Source organism: Spirosoma radiotolerans (assembly GCF_000974425.1).
In the GTDB taxonomy this organism is placed as follows: domain Bacteria; phylum Bacteroidota; class Bacteroidia; order Cytophagales; family Spirosomataceae; genus Spirosoma; species Spirosoma radiotolerans.
On record NZ_CP010429.1, the window covers coordinates 5,464,893 to 5,485,134 of the forward strand.

The window sequence follows — 20,242 nt, forward strand, 5'->3', positions numbered from 1 at the left end:
TTTACTTGTCATTGCTGACGCAGGCATAGGTCCGTGAGGACACGAACCCTGGAATCAGGAAAACAAACACGCGCGCCAGTCCATTAATCCGTAGTCAAGTCTGCCAGGCGGACAATTATTAACGAAACCGACACAGTAAGCATGAAGATTGTTGTCTTAGATGGCTATACATTGAATCCGGGCGATTTATCCTGGGAAGGGCTGGAAAAATTAGGCGATCTGACCGTTTATGACCGCACATCGGCCGATAACGTAGTGGAACGGGCAAAAGATGCCGACATCATTTTTACCAATAAAACGCCCCTGAACGAGGCTATATTGACACAACTGTCATCGGCCAAATTCATTGGTGTGCTGGCAACGGGATATAATATTGTCAATACCGATGTGGCCCGTAAACAAGGCATTACCGTCAGCAACGTGCCGGGTTACAGCACCGCGTCGGTGGTTCAGCTTACGTTCGCCTTACTTCTCGAACTGACCCTGCATGTTCAGCGGCATAGCGATGTTGTGCGCGATGGCAAGTGGGCTCGCTCGGCCGATTTTAGTTTTTGGGACTACCCGCTCATCGAACTGGCCGGAAAAACGCTGGGCGTTATTGGCTTTGGTAGTATCGGCGAGAGTGTGGCCGATGTAGCCACCGCTTTTGGTATGAACATCATCGGCTCAAAACGGCACCCTACGGACCAGTCACACCGCAAAAATTTCAAGTGGGCCGACATCCCGGAATTGCTGGCCGAATCGGATGTGGTGAGTATTCACGCGCCTTTGACGCCCGACACCAATGGCCTAATCAATAAAGAGAACCTGGCTCGCATGAAGCCTTCTGCCTTCCTGCTGAACACCGCGCGCGGCCCCATCGTTGTCGACCAGGATTTGGCCGATGCGCTGAACGAAGGCGTCATTGCCGGAGCAGGTATCGATGTCTTGTCGGCCGAGCCGCCCTCCGCCGACAACCCGTTGTTCGGGGCCAAAAACTGTCTGATTACCCCGCACATTGCCTGGGCAACGCTGGAAGCCCGAACCCGGCTTATGAAAATCACCGTCGATAATCTGGCGGCTTTTTTGAACGGAAACCCCGTCAATGTCGTCAATTAGCCAGCCGCCATGAAACCCATCCGTATCCTGATTGCTCCTAATGCATTTAAGCATAGCCTGAACGCTACGGATGTAGCCACTGCTCTTGAACAAGGGTTAACGCAAAGCGCGCTCGACTGCGTTTGTGAATGCTTTCCCGTCGGTGATGGGGGCGATGGCACGGGGACGTTAATGATTCAAAAACACGATGGCTTGCTCGTTTCAGCAACCGTCAACGACCCACTTGGCCGCCCCATACCCTCGTCTTTCGGACTGGTGAACAACGGCCACACGGCGGTCATCGAAATGGCGAATGCGTCGGGGCTCCAGCTACTACAGCCCGACGAGTTGGATCCACTTCGGGCCACGTCATTCGGGACCGGCGAATTGATCAGGCTGGCTCTTGACAAAGGCGTCCGGGAAATGGTACTGGCCATTGGCGGATCGGCAACGGTAGACGGCGGCACCGGCATTTTACGGGCGCTCGGCATCCAATTTCTGGCGGCCGATAGTACAGCGCTAACCACTCCCGAAAGCCTGACCAACCTGGAAACCATTGATGTATCCGGGCTTGATCCGCGCATTCTGGCCTGTACGATAACCATCCTCTGCGATGTCGACAATCCGTTAGTTGGCGACCAGGGATCGGCCGCCGTTTTCGGTCCGCAAAAAGGGGCTACTCCCGAAAGTGTCAACAAACTGGATGCCAGCCTGCGCCGGTTTGCCGAGGTAGCACACCGTCAAACCGGCGTGGATATGACTTACTTAAAACATGGTGGTGCCGCAGGCGGTGTAGCAGCCGGACTCCATACATTTCTCAAGGCGAACCTGGTCAATGGTGTCGACTTCTTTCTCGGGTTTACGAACTTCGGAAAAGCGCTGGATCAGGCCGATCTGGTCCTTACCGGCGAAGGCAGCCTGGACGAGCAGACGCTGCATGGAAAAGGTCCGTTTGGCGTTGCCTTCCAGGCAAAACAAAAAAAATTGCCGGTGCTGGGTATAGCAGGCAAAGTTCCTCTGGAGCCAAACGAGGCATTAAACCAGTATTTCGACGTGTTGCTGGCCATCGGCAATGGACCAGCAGATATTCCTACAGCCATGCAGTTGACCCGGCAGAATCTGGTCCGCACGGCCCAGCAACTGGGTAACTTACTAGCCTTGACGGGTAACGTCAGCCTTAGAAGCTAACATAAAGGTTTGTTGCTCTAATCAGTTGCCATTGGCTCAGTATACCCGTTTGGGCTAGCCTTTCTGCCCTGTCTGTGGTTACTCTAACGATAATTGACGTAACCACTTTATAGACAACGGATATGAAAAGGCTGATGATAATGGGTATTTTACTAGTTGGGGTAACGGCTTTCAGTGTCGAAGCACAAACGACCAATTCAGCGAATCGGAGCAAAACCACAGCCAAAACGGGGCAACATAAATCGAGCAGACGCTCCCCGGATAGTAATCCAGTGGCCGACAGCGCTGCCATGATGAGTGCAACAGACGACGGGGCGAGTGGGCAGAGTGGACGACCCGTCGTTAATCCGGCACTTCCTGTTACAAAAAGCGATTCGCTCAAAAATAAAGCACGTAGTCGCAAGGCCAAACAGGGCTCCTGAAGCAGCAACCGATTAAATTCAGACGACGGCAAATTTAACAAAACAACGTACTACCCGTTGGTAAGAGCGATTAAGCAAAATTAGTAACCACAGAGACACGGAGAACACAAAGATTAAGGCGTCTATTTTGACTCATTTATGCTCCGTGTCCTCTGCGGCTCTGTGGTTAAATTAATTCTGCATGATTGCACAAGTAGCCAAGTAGAATAATGCTGACTATCAATGAAAGAATATCACTGATAATCAATCGGTTATAACCTCAACTTTGCCAACTATTTATAATTACCTAAAAGCGACTAAGCGTCAATACAACCTATGGAATACAGAAAACTGGGAGAATCTGATTTAAGCGTTTCCGTGATTACGTTCGGGGCCTGGGCCGCTGGCGGCTGGATGTGGGGCGGAACCGAACGAAAAGGCGCTATCGACGCCATTCGGGCTTCGTATGATCTGGGCGTTACGTCTATTGACACGGCGCCGGTTTACGGACAGGGAACGAGTGAAGAAATTGTGGGCGAAGCCATCAAGGACATCCCCCGCGATAAAGTGCAGATTCTGACCAAGTACGGCATGCGCTGGGATTTGGCAAAAGGTGATTTTGGCTTCAAGAGCCAGGACAACGAGGGCAATCCGATTGATGTCTATAAATACTCCGGCAAGGAGAGCATTATTAAAGAATGCGAAGATAGCCTGAAGCGGCTGGGCACCGATTACATCGACCTGTACCAAATGCACTGGCCCGACGTAACGACGCCCATCGAGGAAAGCATGGAAGCCGTACTCCGGCTGATCGAGCAGGGCAAGGTGCGCCAGGCCGGGGTCAGTAATTACAACGTCGATCAGATGAAACAGGCCGAGACGGTGCTCAACCTGGCCTCGAACCAAGTGCCCTTCAGCATGATCAACCGGGGTATTGAAGCGGAACTCGTTCCCTACTGCCTTGCCAACAAAAAGGCGATTCTGGCCTATAGCCCCATGGAGCGCGGACTGCTGACGGGTAAAATCAAACCCGGCCACCAGTTTGCCGAAGGCGACCACCGTGCCGGTTATCGATTCTTCAAAGAAGAGAACATCCGACAAACCGATGCTTTTTTGCAAAAAATCAAACCGTTGGCCGACAGTAAAAATGCTAGTTTGAGCCAGTTAGTCATTCGCTGGACCATCGAACGCCCTGGCATTACTGTGGCGCTGGTGGGTGCCCGCAACGCGGAACAGGCCACCCAGAATGCCAAAGCTATTGACATTCAATTATCGGCAGACGAGATTGAATTTATCAATCAGCAATTGGAAGAAGTGGAACTCGTGTAGGTTGATGTGCGTCAGCCAGGACCTACCCGGACTGTGAAGACCGGAACGCCGACCGCACGGGCCTAGGGAGAAGTGGCTGTTTAAGCGTTTAAAAGTCAGGCTCGAAATGAGCGTTTTTGTCATTCCGACGATAGGAGGAACCTCAATCTTGCCTTGTAGGAGAAATTAAGATTCCTCCTATCGTCGGAATGACAAAAGACGCCCTGTTTTCATTTGGAAATGAACGTTTAAAACAGAGCAAAACAATACCATTCATGATCGTAATAACGGGAAAACGGGCCGTCAACTACGTTATTTTCAGCCTGGGCGTACTCTTAGTCGCCGGTTGCAACAACGCTTCTGCACAGGATAAAAAACAAATGGTTCGTCTGGCCAAAATTGTCATTGACTCCCCTCAGGTAGAACGCTACAAAGCCGCCCTTAAGGAGGAGATAGAAGCATCTGTACGCCTTGAACCCGGCGTGCTGACGTTATACGCTGTTTCGGAGAAAGACAATCCCACCCACATGACCATCCTGGAAATTTATGCCGATACAGCTGCGTACAAGGCGCACTTAAAGACACCTCATTTCATAAAGTACAAGACGACTACGAACGAAATGGTGAAGTCGCTCGAACTTGTCGAGGCCACTCCGCTGGTGCCCGGCATGAAAATAAAGTAATGATCTAGCTCTTCCGCTTTCTCAAAGCGGAGTCAGTAATCAATTCGTCACTTTACTTGCCCAAACCAGACCGCCATTTCGTTAGGCCCTCTGTGCGACCAGGCATAATAAGGAATCAGGGTGAGCGGCTTGCCGGATGCGTTGCCCGACAACGACACAATGCCACCCAGCTTTTGGGACTCCAGGGTTGGACGGAATGCCAGCCCAGTTGAAACGGCCAACGATAGGGCTTTCCCGCCGTTATCGACGCCTTCGGCACAATACAGAATCGGGCCGCGCTCAATGGCTACTTTGTTGTAGTCATCGGCCACCTGTTCATTCGCTTTTACTTCCCGAACGGGCATGTCTAGTGTCCACTCAAGCCGGTCGCCGGGTTTCCAGGTCCGGCTGATGCGCGCATAGCCATTTTCGGTGGTGTACTTAACTCGCTGACCGTTTACCGTCAAGACCAGGGGTTTTGCCGCTGTGTTCACATAGTGATATAAGTTACCAGGCATGGGTTTACCCGCTGCCCAGCCCGGCATCCGAACCTGGAGCGTAAACGTCTGGGCTTTTTCCGGCCGAACCGTTACGGATACGTTACCCGCCCAGGGATAGTTGGTGGTCTGTTGAATCTGAACGGGTTTTCCATTGACAACCAGCTTCGCCTGATTGGTTAGAAACAGGTTGATAAAGAGGTTATCGCCTTTAGTAGCATACACATAACCGGGCAGCGACGGCATAAACCGCACAACGTTGGTGGGGCAGCAGGATGTACCAAACCAGGGAGCGCGGGTTGCGGCCTGCCCAACGTTGAACTTACGCTGACCGTCGGAGGCTAGCGGGTTAACGTAAAAAAACGAATCGCCTTCGAGGGAAACACCCGCCAGAAACCCGTTGTAAAGTACCCGCTCAAACACGTCCATGTATTTTGATTCGCCCGTCAGCAAAAACATGCGGTGGTTCCAGAGCATATTGGCCACAGCCGCACAAGTCTCGGCATAGGCAACATCGTTGGGTAGTTCGTAGGCTGCGCCAAACGCTTCCCCATGTCCGCGCGCGCCCAAGCCACCCGTCAGGTATTGTTTGCGTTCGACAACGTCGTTCCAGATTGCCAGTAGCGCATTCATGTAAGCTTTATCCTGCTGAATGGCCGCAATGTCGCTCATAGCGGCATACATGTACCCCGCCCGCACGGCATGGCCCACGGCCTCTTTTTGTTGCGTCACTGGCACCTGGTCCTGTAAGTAGCTGGCTCCCTGACCCGAATTAGCCGGATCGGGGAAGAGGGTCCGCTTGTCAGACCGGCCGCGCATGTCGAGCAGAAAACGGGCAAAATCGAGGTACCGTTTGTCGTTCGTAACCCGGTAGAGCTTGACCAGCCCCAGTTCGATTTCCTGATGGCCCGGCACCACAATGAGTTTGTCGGGACCGATCGTCTGCATCAGGTAATCGGCATTTTTCAACGCCACATTCAGGAATGAACGCTTGCCGGTTGCGAGGAAATGGGCCACGGCGGCTTCGTACATATGCCCCACATTGTAAAGCTCATGGCTACCTGCCACATACGAAAACCGTGTTGGCCCGGCCTGGTTATCTTTTTTGTTCGTACTGTCTTTCAGGATGGTACGGATGGTATACAGATAACCGTCCGGCTCCTGAGCGGCAGCAAAAAGTGTAATCAGACTATCCAGGTAGCGATCCAGTTGGGGATCGTATTTCGTCTGAAGCGAATAGGACGCTCCTTCCACCACTTTAAAGACATCGGAGTCGTCGTACCGCAGCCCCCGAAAGGTTCCCTTAGCAAGCCCTCCGGCTACGGCGAAGTTGCTGATTCGGCCGGTTTCTTCGCACTTTTTAAAATCGAACGGAATGGTTACCGTGCGGTTGGTGGCCAGTCGGGGTTGCCAGAAGCCGCCGTTTATGGTCACACTCGTGAAGGGCACCGGCACAATGGGATAGTCCTGCGCCTGGGCACTCATGGCCCACAAAAGTAGTATGATCAGAAAAGCGGCTCGTGGCATCGTATAGTATGAATTTGTGCGGGTATCGATTCTAAACTTTCATCCTGCGTACTACCCTATTTTGGCAGTATGCAAGATGAAAAATGGACTACTAAACCAACTAATTCCCAGACTAAACCGGATAAGCTTATTCGTCAGCCCGATCAGTTAGGGTAAGCAGCTTTTACGCAAAACCTACCGCTCATGTACGCAATAGATTTGACTGGCTCAGAATTAATGTCCCGATGCAGTAGATAGATCGCCGGAACGGCATTTTAGGCAAGAATTAAAACCTGGAAACCCAGTTGCTTCTACTGCCATGACGCGCCAATCGAACCGCCGTGATTTTCTGAAACAAGGAAGTGCAGCCGCCCTCAGCCTGGCGCTGTTTCCGAGCTTGAAACGAAAAGTTGCTCCCAGCGATAAGCTACGGGTAGCGCATATTGGCCTGAACGGCATGGGTACCAATCACCTCAACTGGTTTGCCCGACTTCCTGAAGTCGACGTCGTTGGGTTGTGCGATGTGGACGAGACGCATCTGAGTAAAGCCCTCAATACGTTGCAGGGGATACAACCGAACACAACCGCCAAAACATACGCCGACTTCCGGCACCTTCTCGACCGGAAGGATATCGATGCCATCACCTGCGCTACCCCCGACCATTGGCATGCCCAGATCGCGATCATGGCTTTTCAGGCCGGGAAAGACGTGTATGGTGAAAAGCCCCTTTCTTACAGTGTTCGGGAGGGGCAAAAGATGCTCAAGGCCGTTAATCGCTATGACCGGATTTTTCAACTGGGCACGCAGATCCACGCGGGCGATAATTACCACCGGGTAGTCGAGCTGATTCGGGGCGGGGCCATTGGCAAGGTGCATACCGTACGGCTTTGGAAAACAGGCTTCCCGCCCGTGCTGGGCCCGGCCAATTACCAGACGCCACCGGCTACCCTCAACTGGGACATGTGGCAGGGGCCAGCGCCGGCTTCTTTGTACACACCCGAACGCTGCCATTTTACCTACCGCTATTTTCTGGATTATTCGGGCGGTGTATTTCAGGATTTCTGGTGCCACATTGCCGACGTGGTTTGGTGGGCTATCAACCCCACCGGACTAAAAAGTATCAATGCCAAAGGAGCGGGCCCCGAAGGCATTGGCGATGCCCCCAAGTGGATAGACATTGACTATCAATTTGATAACCTTTCGCTGCACTGGACCAGTACACCGCCCAACGTACCGGGTGCCGAAAAACGGGGAATCGGTGCTTATTTCGAGGGCGACAAGGGAACGCTTCTCTGCGACTATAGCACCCGCGAAATCACCATCAATGGTGTCGTGATGAATGATATTGCCGAGATTCCCATCACGCTGGAGCGGTCACCGGGCCATCAGCAGAATTTTGTGGACGCGGTGAAGTCCCGTGAACAGCCGGAATCAAATCTGGCCTACGCCCGCCAAATGACCATGCCGATGCACCTCGGCCTTATTTCCTACCGACTAGGCCAGCCGCTGGAATGGAACGCCCGCAAAGAGAAGTTCCGGCATAATGCCGACGCCAACGCGATGCTGTCGCGAGAGTATCGGAAAGGCTGGGATTTGATGTGAAGTAAGCCTCTGTGGTCCGTGAGGACACGGATCACGAAGGATCAACTAGACTCCCCTGGTCCGTGAGGACACAGACCAGTAAACCGGATAGCTGTTTGGGACAACTACCGCGTTTTATTCGTCAGCACGATCAAGGGCAAGTGCGTATCCCAGGTTGGCTTTAGTCCTTCCTGAATGATGAACGTTTTCGAGAAATTACCCAGAATGACATCGGCATCACCGTCATTATCCCAATCGTTCACATCCATGCAAATCCAGCGCCCAAGCCTATTGACAGGCGGGGCATGGGGATGAAACTGCAACGGTTTTTGCTGTTCAAACAACAGAAAGCTCTCGGCGGGATTGTGTTTAAAATCAGCAAAAAAGGCAATTGTCGCGATGTCCAGATCGCCATCCTGATCAAAATCGGTGGCGACGGCTTTGGTGCAGCCATTGATTGGATAGAAATAGGCTTCCTTGTAGCGTTCGCCACCTTCGTTCAGGTAGATGTACACGCCGTGGTACGGTTTCAGCACTTTTGAGTAGTCGCTGTTATCGCCACAGGTGTACAGAATATCCAACCGGCCATCTTGATTAAAATCGACCAGCTGAAAACTGGTCGAGCCATAAACGGATGGAAACCGAAGCAGATTCCGCTCCGTGAAACCGCCCCGTTTATCATTCAGAAATAGCCAGATGCCTTCATCGGCATGGGCGAACAACACCATCAAATCGGGCCAACCGTCGGCATTGAAATCACCCGTTACGGCCTGACTGGCTCCGGCCACCTCCCGAATGGGCAATTTGGTATACTGATGATTCGCCCCTTGTTTGAGCCAGTACAGTCCGCCCATATTGTGTCCGAATCCACAAACAACCCAATCTGTCAGCCCATCTTTATTGAAGTCAGCGGATACCGATTGAAGGGGTCGGGGTAAGTCGGTAGCCACCGCTGACGAATCGGCCCCTTGTTTACCGGCTATGGTCAGTGAGATCAGCTCGCCTTTCGAAATATCGGCAGCCCGCATCGTGCCCAGGCAACTGAACACACCATGCTCGATGCCTGTTTTGTCCCGGAAAAACGTAGCACTAACCCCGGCCGAATTCAGCCGATTGAACAGGGTTGGTTGCAACGCCCGATTCCACCGATACAGATTATTCTGAAAGGCATCACTTGAATACAACTGATGGCTAATCGTATCCATCGCCACCAGGGTCGTCATTGCCGTTTGCGTTGTGTCGAGCCGGGGTTTTTCAAGCGAAAACATGGCCCAGTCATTCGTCACGGGTTCAGGCGCTTTGGCCCCTTCCAGGGTTTCAGGCGCCAGTGTCTGGTAATAAAGAAGTAATTTCTGCCAGTTGTCGAACGAAATAGACGCCTTTGCGCCCGCATAATATACCCCTTCTGAATATACCTCAAGTCCCAGATTTGGAGCCATAGCGGGCAACACGTGCTTCACCCAAGTTTCTTTATTCAGCAAATCGGGCGATGGAACAAGGTGACAGCCAGCACAATGCTGCTGTGCCAGTTGCTTCCCTTCGGCAAGAGCCGGATCGTTCAGGGCAGCGTCCTTCCCCGATTGGCAACTGCCAACGGCTATCCACACAGCCGCACTAATAAATGCGTATTGATAAAGCTGAAAAAAAGATCGCTTAAGGGTACTCATTGCCTAATTATTCGTAGCCTGGACGGCCACGTCCGGGTGAAAGGAATGCATACGTCCATTCCCGAACGTGGCCGTCCAGGCTACTCGCTTACTGCCGCTCTCCTACCAGGTTCAGGATAAACGCATATTCCAGGGCGATCTCTTTTAAGGCCTCGAACCGGCCCGATGCGCCACCGTGACCCGCTTCCATGTTGGTATGCAGCAGAAGCTGGTTGTTATCCGTTTTCATGACGCGTAGCTTGGCCACCCATTTGGCAGGCTCCCAATACTGCACCTGCGAATCGTGCAGCCCCGTTGTCACGAGCAGATTCGGATAAGCCTTTTTCTCAACGTTGTCGTATGGAGAGTACGACAGCATGTAATCATAATAATCCTTGTTTTTTGGATTACCCCACTCCTCAAACTCACCCGTTGTGAGCGGAATGCTTTCGTCGAGCATGGTGGTGACCACGTCGACGAAGGGAACAGCCGCCACCACACCCCGGTACAGCTGCGGAGCCTGGTTGATTACGGCACCCATCAGCAGCCCACCCGCGCTGCCACCCATCGCAAAGAGTTTGTCGGTACTGGTGTATTTGTTCTTGGTCAGGTACTCCGACACGTCAACGAAGTCGTTGAAGGTATTTTTCTTTTTCAGCATTTTGCCGTCTTCATACCACCGGCGTCCCATTTCCTGACCACCCCGAATGTGTGCAATGGCAAAAATGAAGCCCCGGTCGAGCAGGCTCAGGCGTGTTGAACTAAACCCAGGGTCGGTCGAGTACCCGTAAGAACCATAGGAATATTGGAGCAACGGAGCCGAGCCATCTTTTTTGGTGCCTTTGCGATATACCAGCGACACGGGCACTTTGGCGCCATCGCGGGCCGTCACAAAAAACCGCTCCGATACGTAGTTGTTCCTGTCGAAGCCCCCCAACACTTCCTGCTGTTTCCGGAGCGTCTTCACCTTCGTATCCATGTTATAATCGAAGGTGGAGTTGGGCGTCGTCAGCGACGAATAGCTATACCGCAACACGTTGGTATTGAAATCAGGGTTATAACTGATACCCGCCACATAGGCTGGCTCGCCAAAATCAAGGTATTCATCGGCTTTGCTTTGCTGGTTGATCACCCGGATATTGGTCAGCCCTGCTTTCCGTTCGCCCAACACGAGGTGCTTGGCAAACACATCCATATTGGCCAGATACACATCCGGCCGATGGGCAATCACTTCTTTCCAGGCGGTCCGGTCTGTCGTTTTTCCTTCGGGCACTTCCATTAACCGAAAGTTCTCGGCCTTCCAGTTGGTCCGAACGTAAAACTTGTCTTTGTAATGAACAATGTCATACTCATGCCCTTTCTGGCGAGGCAGGAAGGTGGTGAAATGCCCCGTCGGTTTGCTGGCTTCCAGCAACTGGTACTCGGTGGCTACGCCGTTATGATCGGAGCTGATCTCGATGTATTTTTTTGATTTCGAACGACCCAGCCCCATGTAGAACTGGTTGTCTTTTTCTTCATACACCAGCACATCGCTTTTCGAGTCGGTTCCTAATACGTGCCGATAGACTTGATAGCCAAGCAGCGTCTGCGGGTCTTTTTTGACATAAAACAGCGTCTTGTTATCGGTTGCCCAGGCAAAGCTCCCCGCTTCGGTATTTGGAATAGCTTCGGGATATAGTTTACCCGTTTTCAGGTTTTTCACCCGCAATGTATAGAGCCGACGGCTAACGGTATCTTCGGCGAAAATGGCCAGCTCGTCGTTGTCCGACACCTCGAAACCGCCGATCTGGTAATAATTATGACCTTTCGCCATCACATTTCCGTCGAACATGATTTCTTCGGCCCCTTGCATCGAGCCTTTCCGGCGGCAATAAATCGGGTACTCGCCCCCGGTAACGAACCGGGTGTAGTAGTAATAAGCCCCCTCTTTGTAAGGCACCGATTCGTCTTGCTGTTTGATGCGCCCTTTCATTTCCTCAAACAACTTAGTCTGCAAATCCTTGACCGGCGCCAGTACCTGATCGAGGTAGGCGTTCTCAGCTTTCAGATAATTGATGACTTCCGGATTTTCGCGTTCGTTGAGGTAGTAATAATTGTCGGTTCGTTTATGACCGTTCGTGATCAGTTCTTTAGGTTTCACAGCCGCTTTGGGCGGTGTAATGGGTTGTGCTTGGGTCATGCTATAGAGCGTGAGAGAAGTAATGAAAAGTAGACAAGTCCGTTTCATAGAGGACGTCGTTTTAGGTCGTTTCGGAAGTTCTTCCGTAAAAATAATGTTTGTTTGGGCGCAACGGGTAGTAGCGTGCACAAAGAGACCATTAATTTCTTCACGATCTTTGCGTAACCGTTAGGTTCTGACGGTTAGGATGCCATGCTCGAACTCGTTGTTGCTCATTATACGGAAAACCTAAACTGGTTGCGGAACCTGCCAACAGGCATACGCACAACAGTTTACACCAAAAGTCCTGAGCCCATAACCGAGCCCCACACCCTTCCACTGCCCAACATCGGACGAGAAGCGCACACCTATTTGCACCACCTTGCCAGCCGCTACGATTCGCTAGCCGACTGGACGATTTTTTGCCAGGGCAAACCCTTCGATCATGCGTATGACTTCAAGAAAACGATACGGGAGTTTGATTCGGAACGATCGGAGTTGAGTGGCACCGGAATTGATCCCGGTGCCACTCAACTCCGATCGTTCCGGTGGTTCGGGCATCTGATCGATACCGATGATAACCAGGGCCATCGGCTCTTTGTGCCCTGGAGTAAAAACGAGGATGGGCGAGATCTTGATTTGATTGGGTTTCATCATGCCTTGTTTGGCACCGATGGACCCGATTTTTATACCTTCGTGCTGGGTGCTCAATTTGCTGTTCATAAAACCCTTGTCCAAAGCAGACCACGCTCTTTTTATGAACATGCCCTGAACATCTCGGTTTCTTTTCCGGATGCAGCCCACTGTTTCGAACGAAGCTGGGACCGTGTATTTGGTGTCGTTGGTATTGACCCGAACTGGCTGGCTGGACGCCAAACCGTTCAGTTGAAACAGATGAAGCACCAGCAGGTTAATCCGTCTCAGTAAAGGATTTCCCCTGCGCGACGTTCTGACTTTGGACCTTTAAATAAAAACTAAATTGAAAACAGGCCCTTACACCTGAATTATATATTTTTCCTGAAATAGATCGAACGCTTTAGGCCTACTTTGCGTCTACTCTTTCGGCATCTAAATCCATCAGCTTTTTTAATTAGGCACTCTTCCATCTGTCTTTCCATGGCCCGCACATTTTACGTGCCTCGTTTTCGACTTGTGTTACTCTGTATCGGCACTGCCAGTACATTAACGGCTTTTTACCCTGGTACACTCTCCTTTCGTAAGGCATTTACCCGCATAAACACGGAAGTAATCGAACACAGCCGTGCTTACGAAACTCTGGCCGATGCCTCACAACGCGTAGGTCATCGCCTAACGGGAAGCCCAAATGGAGCCCGCGCCGAAGCGTATGCGTTTAACCTGCTGTCATCCTACGGATTTAAGGAAATTCGCTACGAACCTTTTGAAGTAGAGTCGTGGATGCGTGACACGGTTACCCTGGCTATTGTCCCGAACAAAAGTGACAACTTTCGGGATGTTCCGGTGGTGGCCCTGGCTCATTCGCCCGTAGAAGCCCATGTACAGGGTGAAATCGTTGATGTTGGCAACGGGCTGGAAGGTGATTTTGCGGCCCTTAAAAACAAACTAAAGGGGAAAGTCGCGTTGGTGAATATTGGTCTGGCGGCTCCAACCCAAGGTGCCCGAAACCTGCACCGATCGGAGAAGACCGCTCTGGCCATTCAATACGGTGCTACGGGTGTCATCATGGTCAATCTGGTTGCGGGCAATGTGCTGCTAACCGGAACGGCTTCGGTAACGGGCAAGCTGATTCCCATTCCGTCGGTTTGCATTTCGCTTGAAAGTGGCCAGGCGCTGCGGGCGTGGATGCAGGAAGAACATGAGAAATTACACGCGCAGATTCACATGACCAATACGAGCCGGAAAATACGGGCTCGTAACGTAGTGGCAACCCTGCGAGGATCGACCTACCCCGACGAGAAAATCATTGTGGGCGGTCATCTGGACTCCTGGGATCTGGCCACAGGCGCCATCGACAATGGCATTGGCTCCTTTGCCATTATGGACATTGCCCGCACGTTCAAAGCCCTGAAACTAAAGCCCAAACGCACCGTCGAGTTCGTCTTGTTTATGGGCGAAGAGCAGGGCCTGCTCGGCTCGCGGGCGATGGTCGAAAAGCTGAAAAAATCGGGTGAACTGGACAAGGTGCGCTATATGATGAACCTCGACATGACCAACGACCCGACCGGCCTGAACGCCTTTGGCCACTCGGACATGGTCTCGTTTCTGAATACCATTGGCGAAACGATGAAAGACGTCGAACCGGCTTTTCCTAATCAAATGGAAAACCAGGCCGGGCTTCACTCCGACCATCAGCCATTTATGCTCGAAGGGGTCCCGGTGGTGGGTATGAATGGCCACCTGTCCCGAGAAGTTCTCGACTGCTATCACGCCAACTGCGACCGCATCAACCTCGTCAACGCCAGCCAGTTAAAAAACACCGTTCGGTATTCGTCCATGCTACTCTACGCCCTGGCCGATGCCGATGACATTCCAGCGCATCGGCAAACGGATACGCAAACCCGCGATTATCTGGTGGCACAGGGCCTCCGTACACCCCTGCAAATTGCCAACGAGTGGCGGTGGAAAGAGTGAGTTAACTCGGATTTTTCAAAATTTAGCCACGACCGGGCGGTGCCCATCGCGATGATTTTGTTTCTTTGTACATACATCGTACCCTAACCCATCATGGCTAAAAATACCTTCCGGCAACCCGAGCGTATAGCCAAGCAGAAAAAACAACGGCGCAAGCTCAAACTGGCTTCCTGGCTCAATGAATTCATTGGGTTAGACCGTCTGTTTGGGGAAGATAACGCCTGGCCCATTCAGCACATTGACCGCATTCTGTGGGTTACGTTTCTGCTCATTCTTTACATTGGCCTGAATCACAACGCCGAACGGCTGGTTCGACGAACGTTGCGAGCCAAAGCCCAGGTCGATGAATTAAGATCGCAGTTTACGGTCCTGCAGGCCGATTTCAACAAGAGCGGCAAACAATCCGAAATTAGTAAACGTGTGGCGACACTCGGCCTGGCCGATAGCCAGACTCCACCCCATAAAATAGTGGTCAAGACCGATGAACATTAAGCAGGATATCATTCAACGGGCGAATCACGTCTTTTACATTGTCATTTTCCTAGCCGTTGGTGTCGTCATCCGGCTGGTTTCGGTACAGTATTTCAAGAAAGACCTGAAAGGGAAATTCTGGCGGGAACGCGTGGCTGCTACCCTGATTCAACGGGATACGGTGCGGGCTATGCGGGGAAACATTTACGCCAATGATGGCAGCCTGCTGGCCACCTCTTTACCAACCTACGTGGTCGGTCTGGACCCAACCATGGCAAAGACCGAGTACTTCAACAAAAAAGTGGACTCTTTAGGCCTGCTGCTGTCCCGGATTTACCGGGATCGCTCCGCGCGTGACTATACTGACCTTGTTCGGGATGCCCGCGCCCATAAACGCCGGTATGTGTTGCTCAACCGTCGGCGGGTCACGTTTCAGGAACGCCAGCAGATGCTTAAATGGCCGTTCTTCCGGTCTTCCAACAAAGTTGCCGCGCGGGGTGGCGTACTGCGTCCGTATTACGAACGCTACCATCCCTACGACCAGATGGCTGAACGTACTATCGGTAACCTTAATGCCAAAACCGGGCGGGGCCTGATTGGCCTGGAGGCTAGTTTTCAGCCCGCTCTGGCGGGTCGAAATGCCGTTGGTCTGGTGGAAGTATTATCGGGAGGGATTCGCAAACCCGTTGACGATGGTCCCGAAATGCGGCCCGAACCCGGCATGGATCTCTACACGACCATCGACGTTAATTACCAAGACATGGCCGAATCGGCGCTGCGGTCAACGCTGGAAAAATACAGTGCATCCAAGGGCTGTGTGATCGTCATGGAAGTGGCAACGGGCGAAATCCGGGCAATGGCCAACCTGACGAAAGTAAAAGGCAACAATGGTGAAGTTCGTTACGTTGAAAATTTCAACCATGCGCTGGCTGGCCGAACCGACCCCGGCTCTACGTTCAAACTGGCCACCATGATGGCGCTGATGGAAGAGAAAGCTATCTCGCTCAATCAGCTTGTTGAAACGGGTCAGCATGCGGTGCGGTACAACGGGCTGAAAATTGTGGATTCCAACGGAGGTGGTTCCGGCACAATCACGGCCCGTCAGGTATTCGAAAAATCATCGAACATCGGCACTCACTTGCTGATGCGTAGTTATTTCTACAAGCGCCCTGACCTCTATTGCCGTTACCTGCGTAAGTTTCACCTGACCCAGCCAACGGGTATTCACATGAAAGGAGAAGCCACGCCCATTGTGCGAAATCCCGATATGAAAGGCTGGAGCAAAGTATCGCTCACCTCGATGTGCTATGGCTATGAAATGCAGATTACACCCTTGCAGATGCTGGCCTTCTACAATGCCGTTGCCAATGGCGGGCGCTGGGTCCGGCCGGTCATTGTGAAGCAAATCAAACTGGCCGACGAGCTTATTGAGGATAACAAACCATACGTAGCCCCCGACCCGATCTGCTCAAAAGAAACGGCGCGCAAGGCGCAGGATTTATTGCGGGGCGTTGTCCAGAATGGAACGGCCAAACACATCAATAATCCGTTTTATGAGATCGCCGGAAAGACAGGAACCGCGCAGAAAGTCATTGACGGACAGTATCAGGTTGGCCGTTATTATACATCATTTATCGGTTATTTCCCGGCTAACAAGCCCAAATACAGCATGATCGCGGTGGTTGATAATCCGCAGCAGGGAGAAAATAAAGGTAGTTTATATGCAGGCGCCGTGTCAGCACCGGTCTTTAAAGCCGTAGCCGATCGGATTGTCGCTTATGATTATCAAATGCACGCGCCTATTCGTGCCAATACCTCGCAACCCCGCTCATCGACGGATCTGGTCGCGGGTTATGCCGATGACCTGCATACGATCAGTTCGGCCCTGAACCTACCGAACGAACCGTCGACTGAAGGCTGGGTTGAAACGGCTCTCAATGGACGTTGGAAAAGTCGGCCAACCCGTGCCGACCGGGTTCCCGATGTGCGGGGCCTACCCCTGCGCGATGCGCTGTTCTTGCTCGAAAACCGGGGCTTCCGGGTGTTGGTTGAAGGGCGGGGCAAAGTGAAAGACCAGTCGATCACACCGGGTCAGGAAACCGATAAAACAACAGGAAAAGTAATAACCCTGACGCTGGGCTAAACCCGAGCAGATAAAATTAGGTAGTCCTAAGCCTAATCTGTTTTTTTGCATCCGACAAACGAACCCGTTGTTCGTTCGACCCGCGAATGCAACTCAAAGATCTCTTTTATAAAATTCCGCTACTGGCGACCTCCGGCAGCATGAACACCGACGTAACGAGCCTGACGATGGACTCGCGTAAAGTCGGGCCGGGCAGTTTATTTATTGCCGTGCGTGGCACCCTCACCGACGGACATTCGTACATAGAAACCGCTATCCGACAGGGGGCCAGCGCGATTCTGTGCGAAGATTTTCCGACAGACATCAACCCGAATGTGGGGTATGTCCGGGTGCAGGATTCGGCCAGGACGATGGGCTTTGCGGCAGCCAACTTTTACGATCAGCCTTCCAGGAAAGTGAAACTGGTTGGCGTAACCGGCACAAATGGCAAAACATCCGTAGCCACACTGCTCTTCCGGCTGTTTCGTTCGCTGGGCTATCGCTGCGGGTTACTCTCGACGGTGCAAAACCAGATTGACGATGAGGTGATACCCGCTACCCACACAACGCCCGATGTCATTACGACGAATCAACTACTCACCCGAATGCTGGCGCACGGCTGTACGCACGTGTTTATGGAGGTCAGTTCGCATGCGGTCGTGCAGGAACGTATTGCCGGTTTGACCTTTGCCGGCGGTATTTTTACCAATATTACGCATGATCACCTCGATTTTCACGGCACGTTTGACAACTACATCCGGGCGAAAAAAGGATTCTTTGACCAGCTTCCGGCGTCCGCCTTTGCCCTGACCAACGTGGACGATAAGCGCGGGCTGGTGATGCTTCAGAATACGGCCGCCCGGAAAGAAACCTACTCGTTGCAAACCCTCGCCACGTTCAAGGGGAAAGTAATTGCCGACAGCCTGTTTGGGCTGAATATGTTCATCGACGACCGCGAGGTTTGGTTCAAGCTCATTGGCCGTTTCAATGCGTACAACCTTCTGAGCGTATACGGAACAGCTGTATTGCTGGGCGAAGACCCGACCGAAGTTCTGACATCCTTATCCGGCATTACGCCCCCATCGGGTCGGTTTGAGCAGGTGGTTTCCGATGATCAGATTGTGGGTATTGTGGATTATGCCCACACGCCCGATGCCCTGCTGAACGTGCTGGAAACCATTAATGAATTACGCGCTACCGACGAGCAGGATTACTTGCCCCAAGTTATCACCGTGGTCGGCTGCGGAGGCAACCGCGATGCGGCCAAACGCCCAATTATGGCCGACATCGCCTGCCGATTGAGCAACCGGGTCATTCTGACCTCCGACAACCCTCGCAACGAAGACCCAATGGCGATTCTGGAGCAGATGCAGGCCGGTGTATCGCCTGTTGACGTTAAGAAAACAATCACGATAGAAGACCGGCACGAGGCCATCCGCCGGGCCGTTTCCCTGTCCCGCCCGCATGACATTATTTTGATCGCGGGCAAAGGCCACGAGACCTATCAGGAGATAAAAGGCGTCAAATATGACTTCGACGACCGGGTCGTACTACGCGAGGCTTTCACAGAACGTCGAAATCAGTAACTTTGGTCGTACAAAGAGTGAAAGAGCGAATGAGTGAAAGAGCGTACGTAACCCGCTATTCCTTTCCTGCTCTTTCACTCTTTCACTCTTTCGCTCTTTCGCTCTTTAAAAATGCTCTATTACCTCTTCCAGTTTCTTGACGAACGCTACAACTTCCCCGGCGCGGGAGTTTTCCAATACATTTCATTCCGGGCGCTTGGCGCTGTTATTACCTCGCTGCTGATTGCGGCCATCTTCGGTCGGCGCATTATCGACACGCTGCGTAACCTCCAGATCGGTGAGTCGATCCGGGATTTGGGACTGGAGGGGCAGATGCAGAAACGTGGTACGCCCACCATGGGTGGCTTTATTATTCTGGCCTCCCTGTTGATTCCGGCATTGCTCTTTGCCAAACTGTCAAACGTCTATGTTATCCTGGCCCTCGTATCGACCGTCTGGACAGGTTTAATTGGCTTTCTGGATGACTATATCAAAGTTTTCAAGAAAAATAAAGAAGGACTGGAAGGCAAATTTAAGGTAGTTGGGCAAGTGGGTTTAGGACTGATTGTCGGGTTGACGTTGTACTTCAACGACTCCGTTAAAATTCGGGTCTATGCCCCCCGGCTGCTCAGCACCTCCAACGTACCCGACGTGTATACCGATATCAAGTCTACCCTGACAACGGTGCCGTTTATAAAAAATAACGAATTTGACTACCACTCGCTATTATTCGGACTTGTGCCGGATAGTTATACGTGGATCATTTACGTCATTATCTGCATATTCATTATTACGGCCGTATCGAACGGCGCGAACATTACGGACGGAATCGACGGACTGGCCGCTGGTACCTCTGTCATCATCGGTCTTACAATTGGGGTACTGGCTTACCTGTCGGGTAACAAAGTTTTTTCGCAGTATCTCAACATCATGTATATCCCGAATTCGGGCGAGCTGGTAATCTTCTGTGCGGCCTTTGTGGGAGCCTGCGTCGGGTTTTTATGGTATAACTCCTATCCGGCTCAGGTATTTATGGGCGACACGGGCAGTCTGATGTTGGGGGGCGTTATAGCGGTGTTGTTTCTGGCCATTCGAAAGGAGCTGATGATTCCCATTATCTGCGGCATTTTCCTGGTCGAGCTGGTCTCGGTGATTATGCAGGTCAGCTATTTTAAATACACGAAGCGCAAGTTTGGGGAAGGCAGGCGAATCTTCCTCATGTCGCCCCTGCACCACCATTTTCAGAAAAAAGGGTACCACGAAGCCAAGCTTGTCACGCGCTTCTGGATCGTCGGAATTATCCTGGCCGTACTGGCCTTAGCGACGCTGAAGCTGCGGTAGGCATGATTTCTTATTATCCCCTTGTATTTCAGTGCTATATCTCCTATATTTGCACTCCCGTTTCAGGACGGACCTGTTTTTTAAGCAGATAAGGTATTATAAATCAAA

15 protein-coding genes are annotated in these 20,242 nt (G+C 52.0%); 12 read left to right on the plus strand and 3 right to left on the minus strand.

Annotation, left to right across the window (positions count from 1 at the left end):
- Positions 1 to 141 precede the first annotated feature (141 nt).
- From SD10_RS22230 to SD10_RS22250, 5 genes are all read left to right on the plus strand, one after another.
- Positions 142 to 1,098, plus strand: coding sequence for a D-2-hydroxyacid dehydrogenase (locus SD10_RS22230; RefSeq protein WP_046576859.1), 957 nt, complete (start codon positions 142 to 144; stop codon positions 1,096 to 1,098).
- A 9-nt stretch (positions 1,099 to 1,107) separates the two neighbouring features.
- Entirely contained in the window at positions 1,108 to 2,265 is a 1,158-nt protein-coding gene (locus SD10_RS22235; RefSeq protein WP_052731267.1) for a glycerate kinase, read from the plus strand.
- Between the two features lie 122 nt (positions 2,266 to 2,387).
- A complete protein-coding gene (locus SD10_RS22240) occupies positions 2,388 to 2,687 on the plus strand; it encodes a hypothetical protein (RefSeq protein WP_046576861.1) in 300 nt (99 codons plus the stop codon).
- A gap of 315 nt (positions 2,688 to 3,002) precedes the next feature.
- The gene (locus SD10_RS22245; RefSeq protein ID WP_046576863.1) at positions 3,003 to 3,995 is read left to right on the plus strand and encodes an aldo/keto reductase; all 993 of its coding nucleotides are present in this window, start codon (positions 3,003 to 3,005) and stop codon (positions 3,993 to 3,995) included.
- Between the two features lie 254 nt (positions 3,996 to 4,249).
- On the plus strand, positions 4,250 to 4,657 hold the full coding sequence (locus SD10_RS22250; protein WP_046579984.1) for a putative quinol monooxygenase: 408 nt from the start codon (positions 4,250 to 4,252) through the stop codon (positions 4,655 to 4,657).
- Between the two features lie 47 nt (positions 4,658 to 4,704).
- Here the strand turns inward: SD10_RS22250 and SD10_RS22255 are convergent, their stop codons facing one another.
- Complete coding sequence (locus SD10_RS22255; RefSeq protein ID WP_046576865.1) at positions 4,705 to 6,660, minus strand: glycoside hydrolase family 127 protein; 1,956 nt, start codon at positions 6,658 to 6,660, stop codon at positions 4,705 to 4,707.
- A gap of 298 nt (positions 6,661 to 6,958) precedes the next feature.
- Between SD10_RS22255 and SD10_RS22260 the strand changes: the two genes are divergently transcribed.
- Positions 6,959 to 8,242 (plus strand): Gfo/Idh/MocA family protein, encoded by a 1,284-nt coding sequence (locus SD10_RS22260; RefSeq protein ID WP_046576866.1) that lies wholly within the window; start codon positions 6,959 to 6,961, stop codon positions 8,240 to 8,242.
- Between the two features lie 104 nt (positions 8,243 to 8,346).
- Here SD10_RS22260 and SD10_RS22265 read toward each other — a convergent pair whose 3' ends face one another.
- Entirely contained in the window at positions 8,347 to 9,888 is a 1,542-nt protein-coding gene (locus SD10_RS22265; protein WP_046576869.1) for an FG-GAP-like repeat-containing protein, read from the minus strand.
- An 88-nt stretch (positions 9,889 to 9,976) separates the two neighbouring features.
- Positions 9,977 to 12,094, minus strand: coding sequence for a S9 family peptidase (locus tag SD10_RS22270; protein ID WP_046576870.1), 2,118 nt, complete (start codon positions 12,092 to 12,094; stop codon positions 9,977 to 9,979).
- Between the two features lie 144 nt (positions 12,095 to 12,238).
- On the opposite strand from SD10_RS22270, the gene SD10_RS22275 reads away from it, so the two are divergent.
- The 6 genes from SD10_RS22275 (at position 12,239) to mraY (ending at position 20,134) form a co-directional block, all read left to right on the plus strand.
- Positions 12,239 to 12,952 carry a DUF3431 domain-containing protein gene (locus tag SD10_RS22275; protein ID WP_046576871.1) on the plus strand — a complete coding sequence of 238 codons (714 nt, stop codon included), beginning with the start codon at positions 12,239 to 12,241 and terminating at the stop codon, positions 12,950 to 12,952.
- Between the two features lie 189 nt (positions 12,953 to 13,141).
- A complete protein-coding gene (locus SD10_RS22280) occupies positions 13,142 to 14,635 on the plus strand; it encodes a M20/M25/M40 family metallo-hydrolase (RefSeq protein WP_052731268.1) in 1,494 nt (497 codons plus the stop codon).
- 93 nt (positions 14,636 to 14,728) lie between these two features.
- Entirely contained in the window at positions 14,729 to 15,127 is a 399-nt protein-coding gene (locus SD10_RS22285) for an FtsL-like putative cell division protein (RefSeq protein ID WP_046576873.1), read from the plus strand.
- On the plus strand, positions 15,117 to 17,249 hold the full coding sequence (locus SD10_RS22290) for a penicillin-binding protein (RefSeq protein ID WP_046576874.1): 2,133 nt from the start codon (positions 15,117 to 15,119) through the stop codon (positions 17,247 to 17,249). The genes SD10_RS22285 and SD10_RS22290 overlap by 11 nt, the downstream gene beginning before the upstream one ends.
- Before the next feature lie 86 nt (positions 17,250 to 17,335).
- Positions 17,336 to 18,814, plus strand: a complete 1,479-nt coding sequence (locus tag SD10_RS22295) for a UDP-N-acetylmuramoyl-L-alanyl-D-glutamate--2,6-diaminopimelate ligase (RefSeq protein WP_046576875.1) — start codon at positions 17,336 to 17,338, stop codon at positions 18,812 to 18,814.
- Between the two features lie 111 nt (positions 18,815 to 18,925).
- Positions 18,926 to 20,134 (plus strand): phospho-N-acetylmuramoyl-pentapeptide-transferase, encoded by a 1,209-nt coding sequence (gene mraY / locus SD10_RS22300; protein WP_046576878.1) that lies wholly within the window; start codon positions 18,926 to 18,928, stop codon positions 20,132 to 20,134.
- The last annotated feature ends 108 nt before the right edge of the window (positions 20,135 to 20,242 follow it).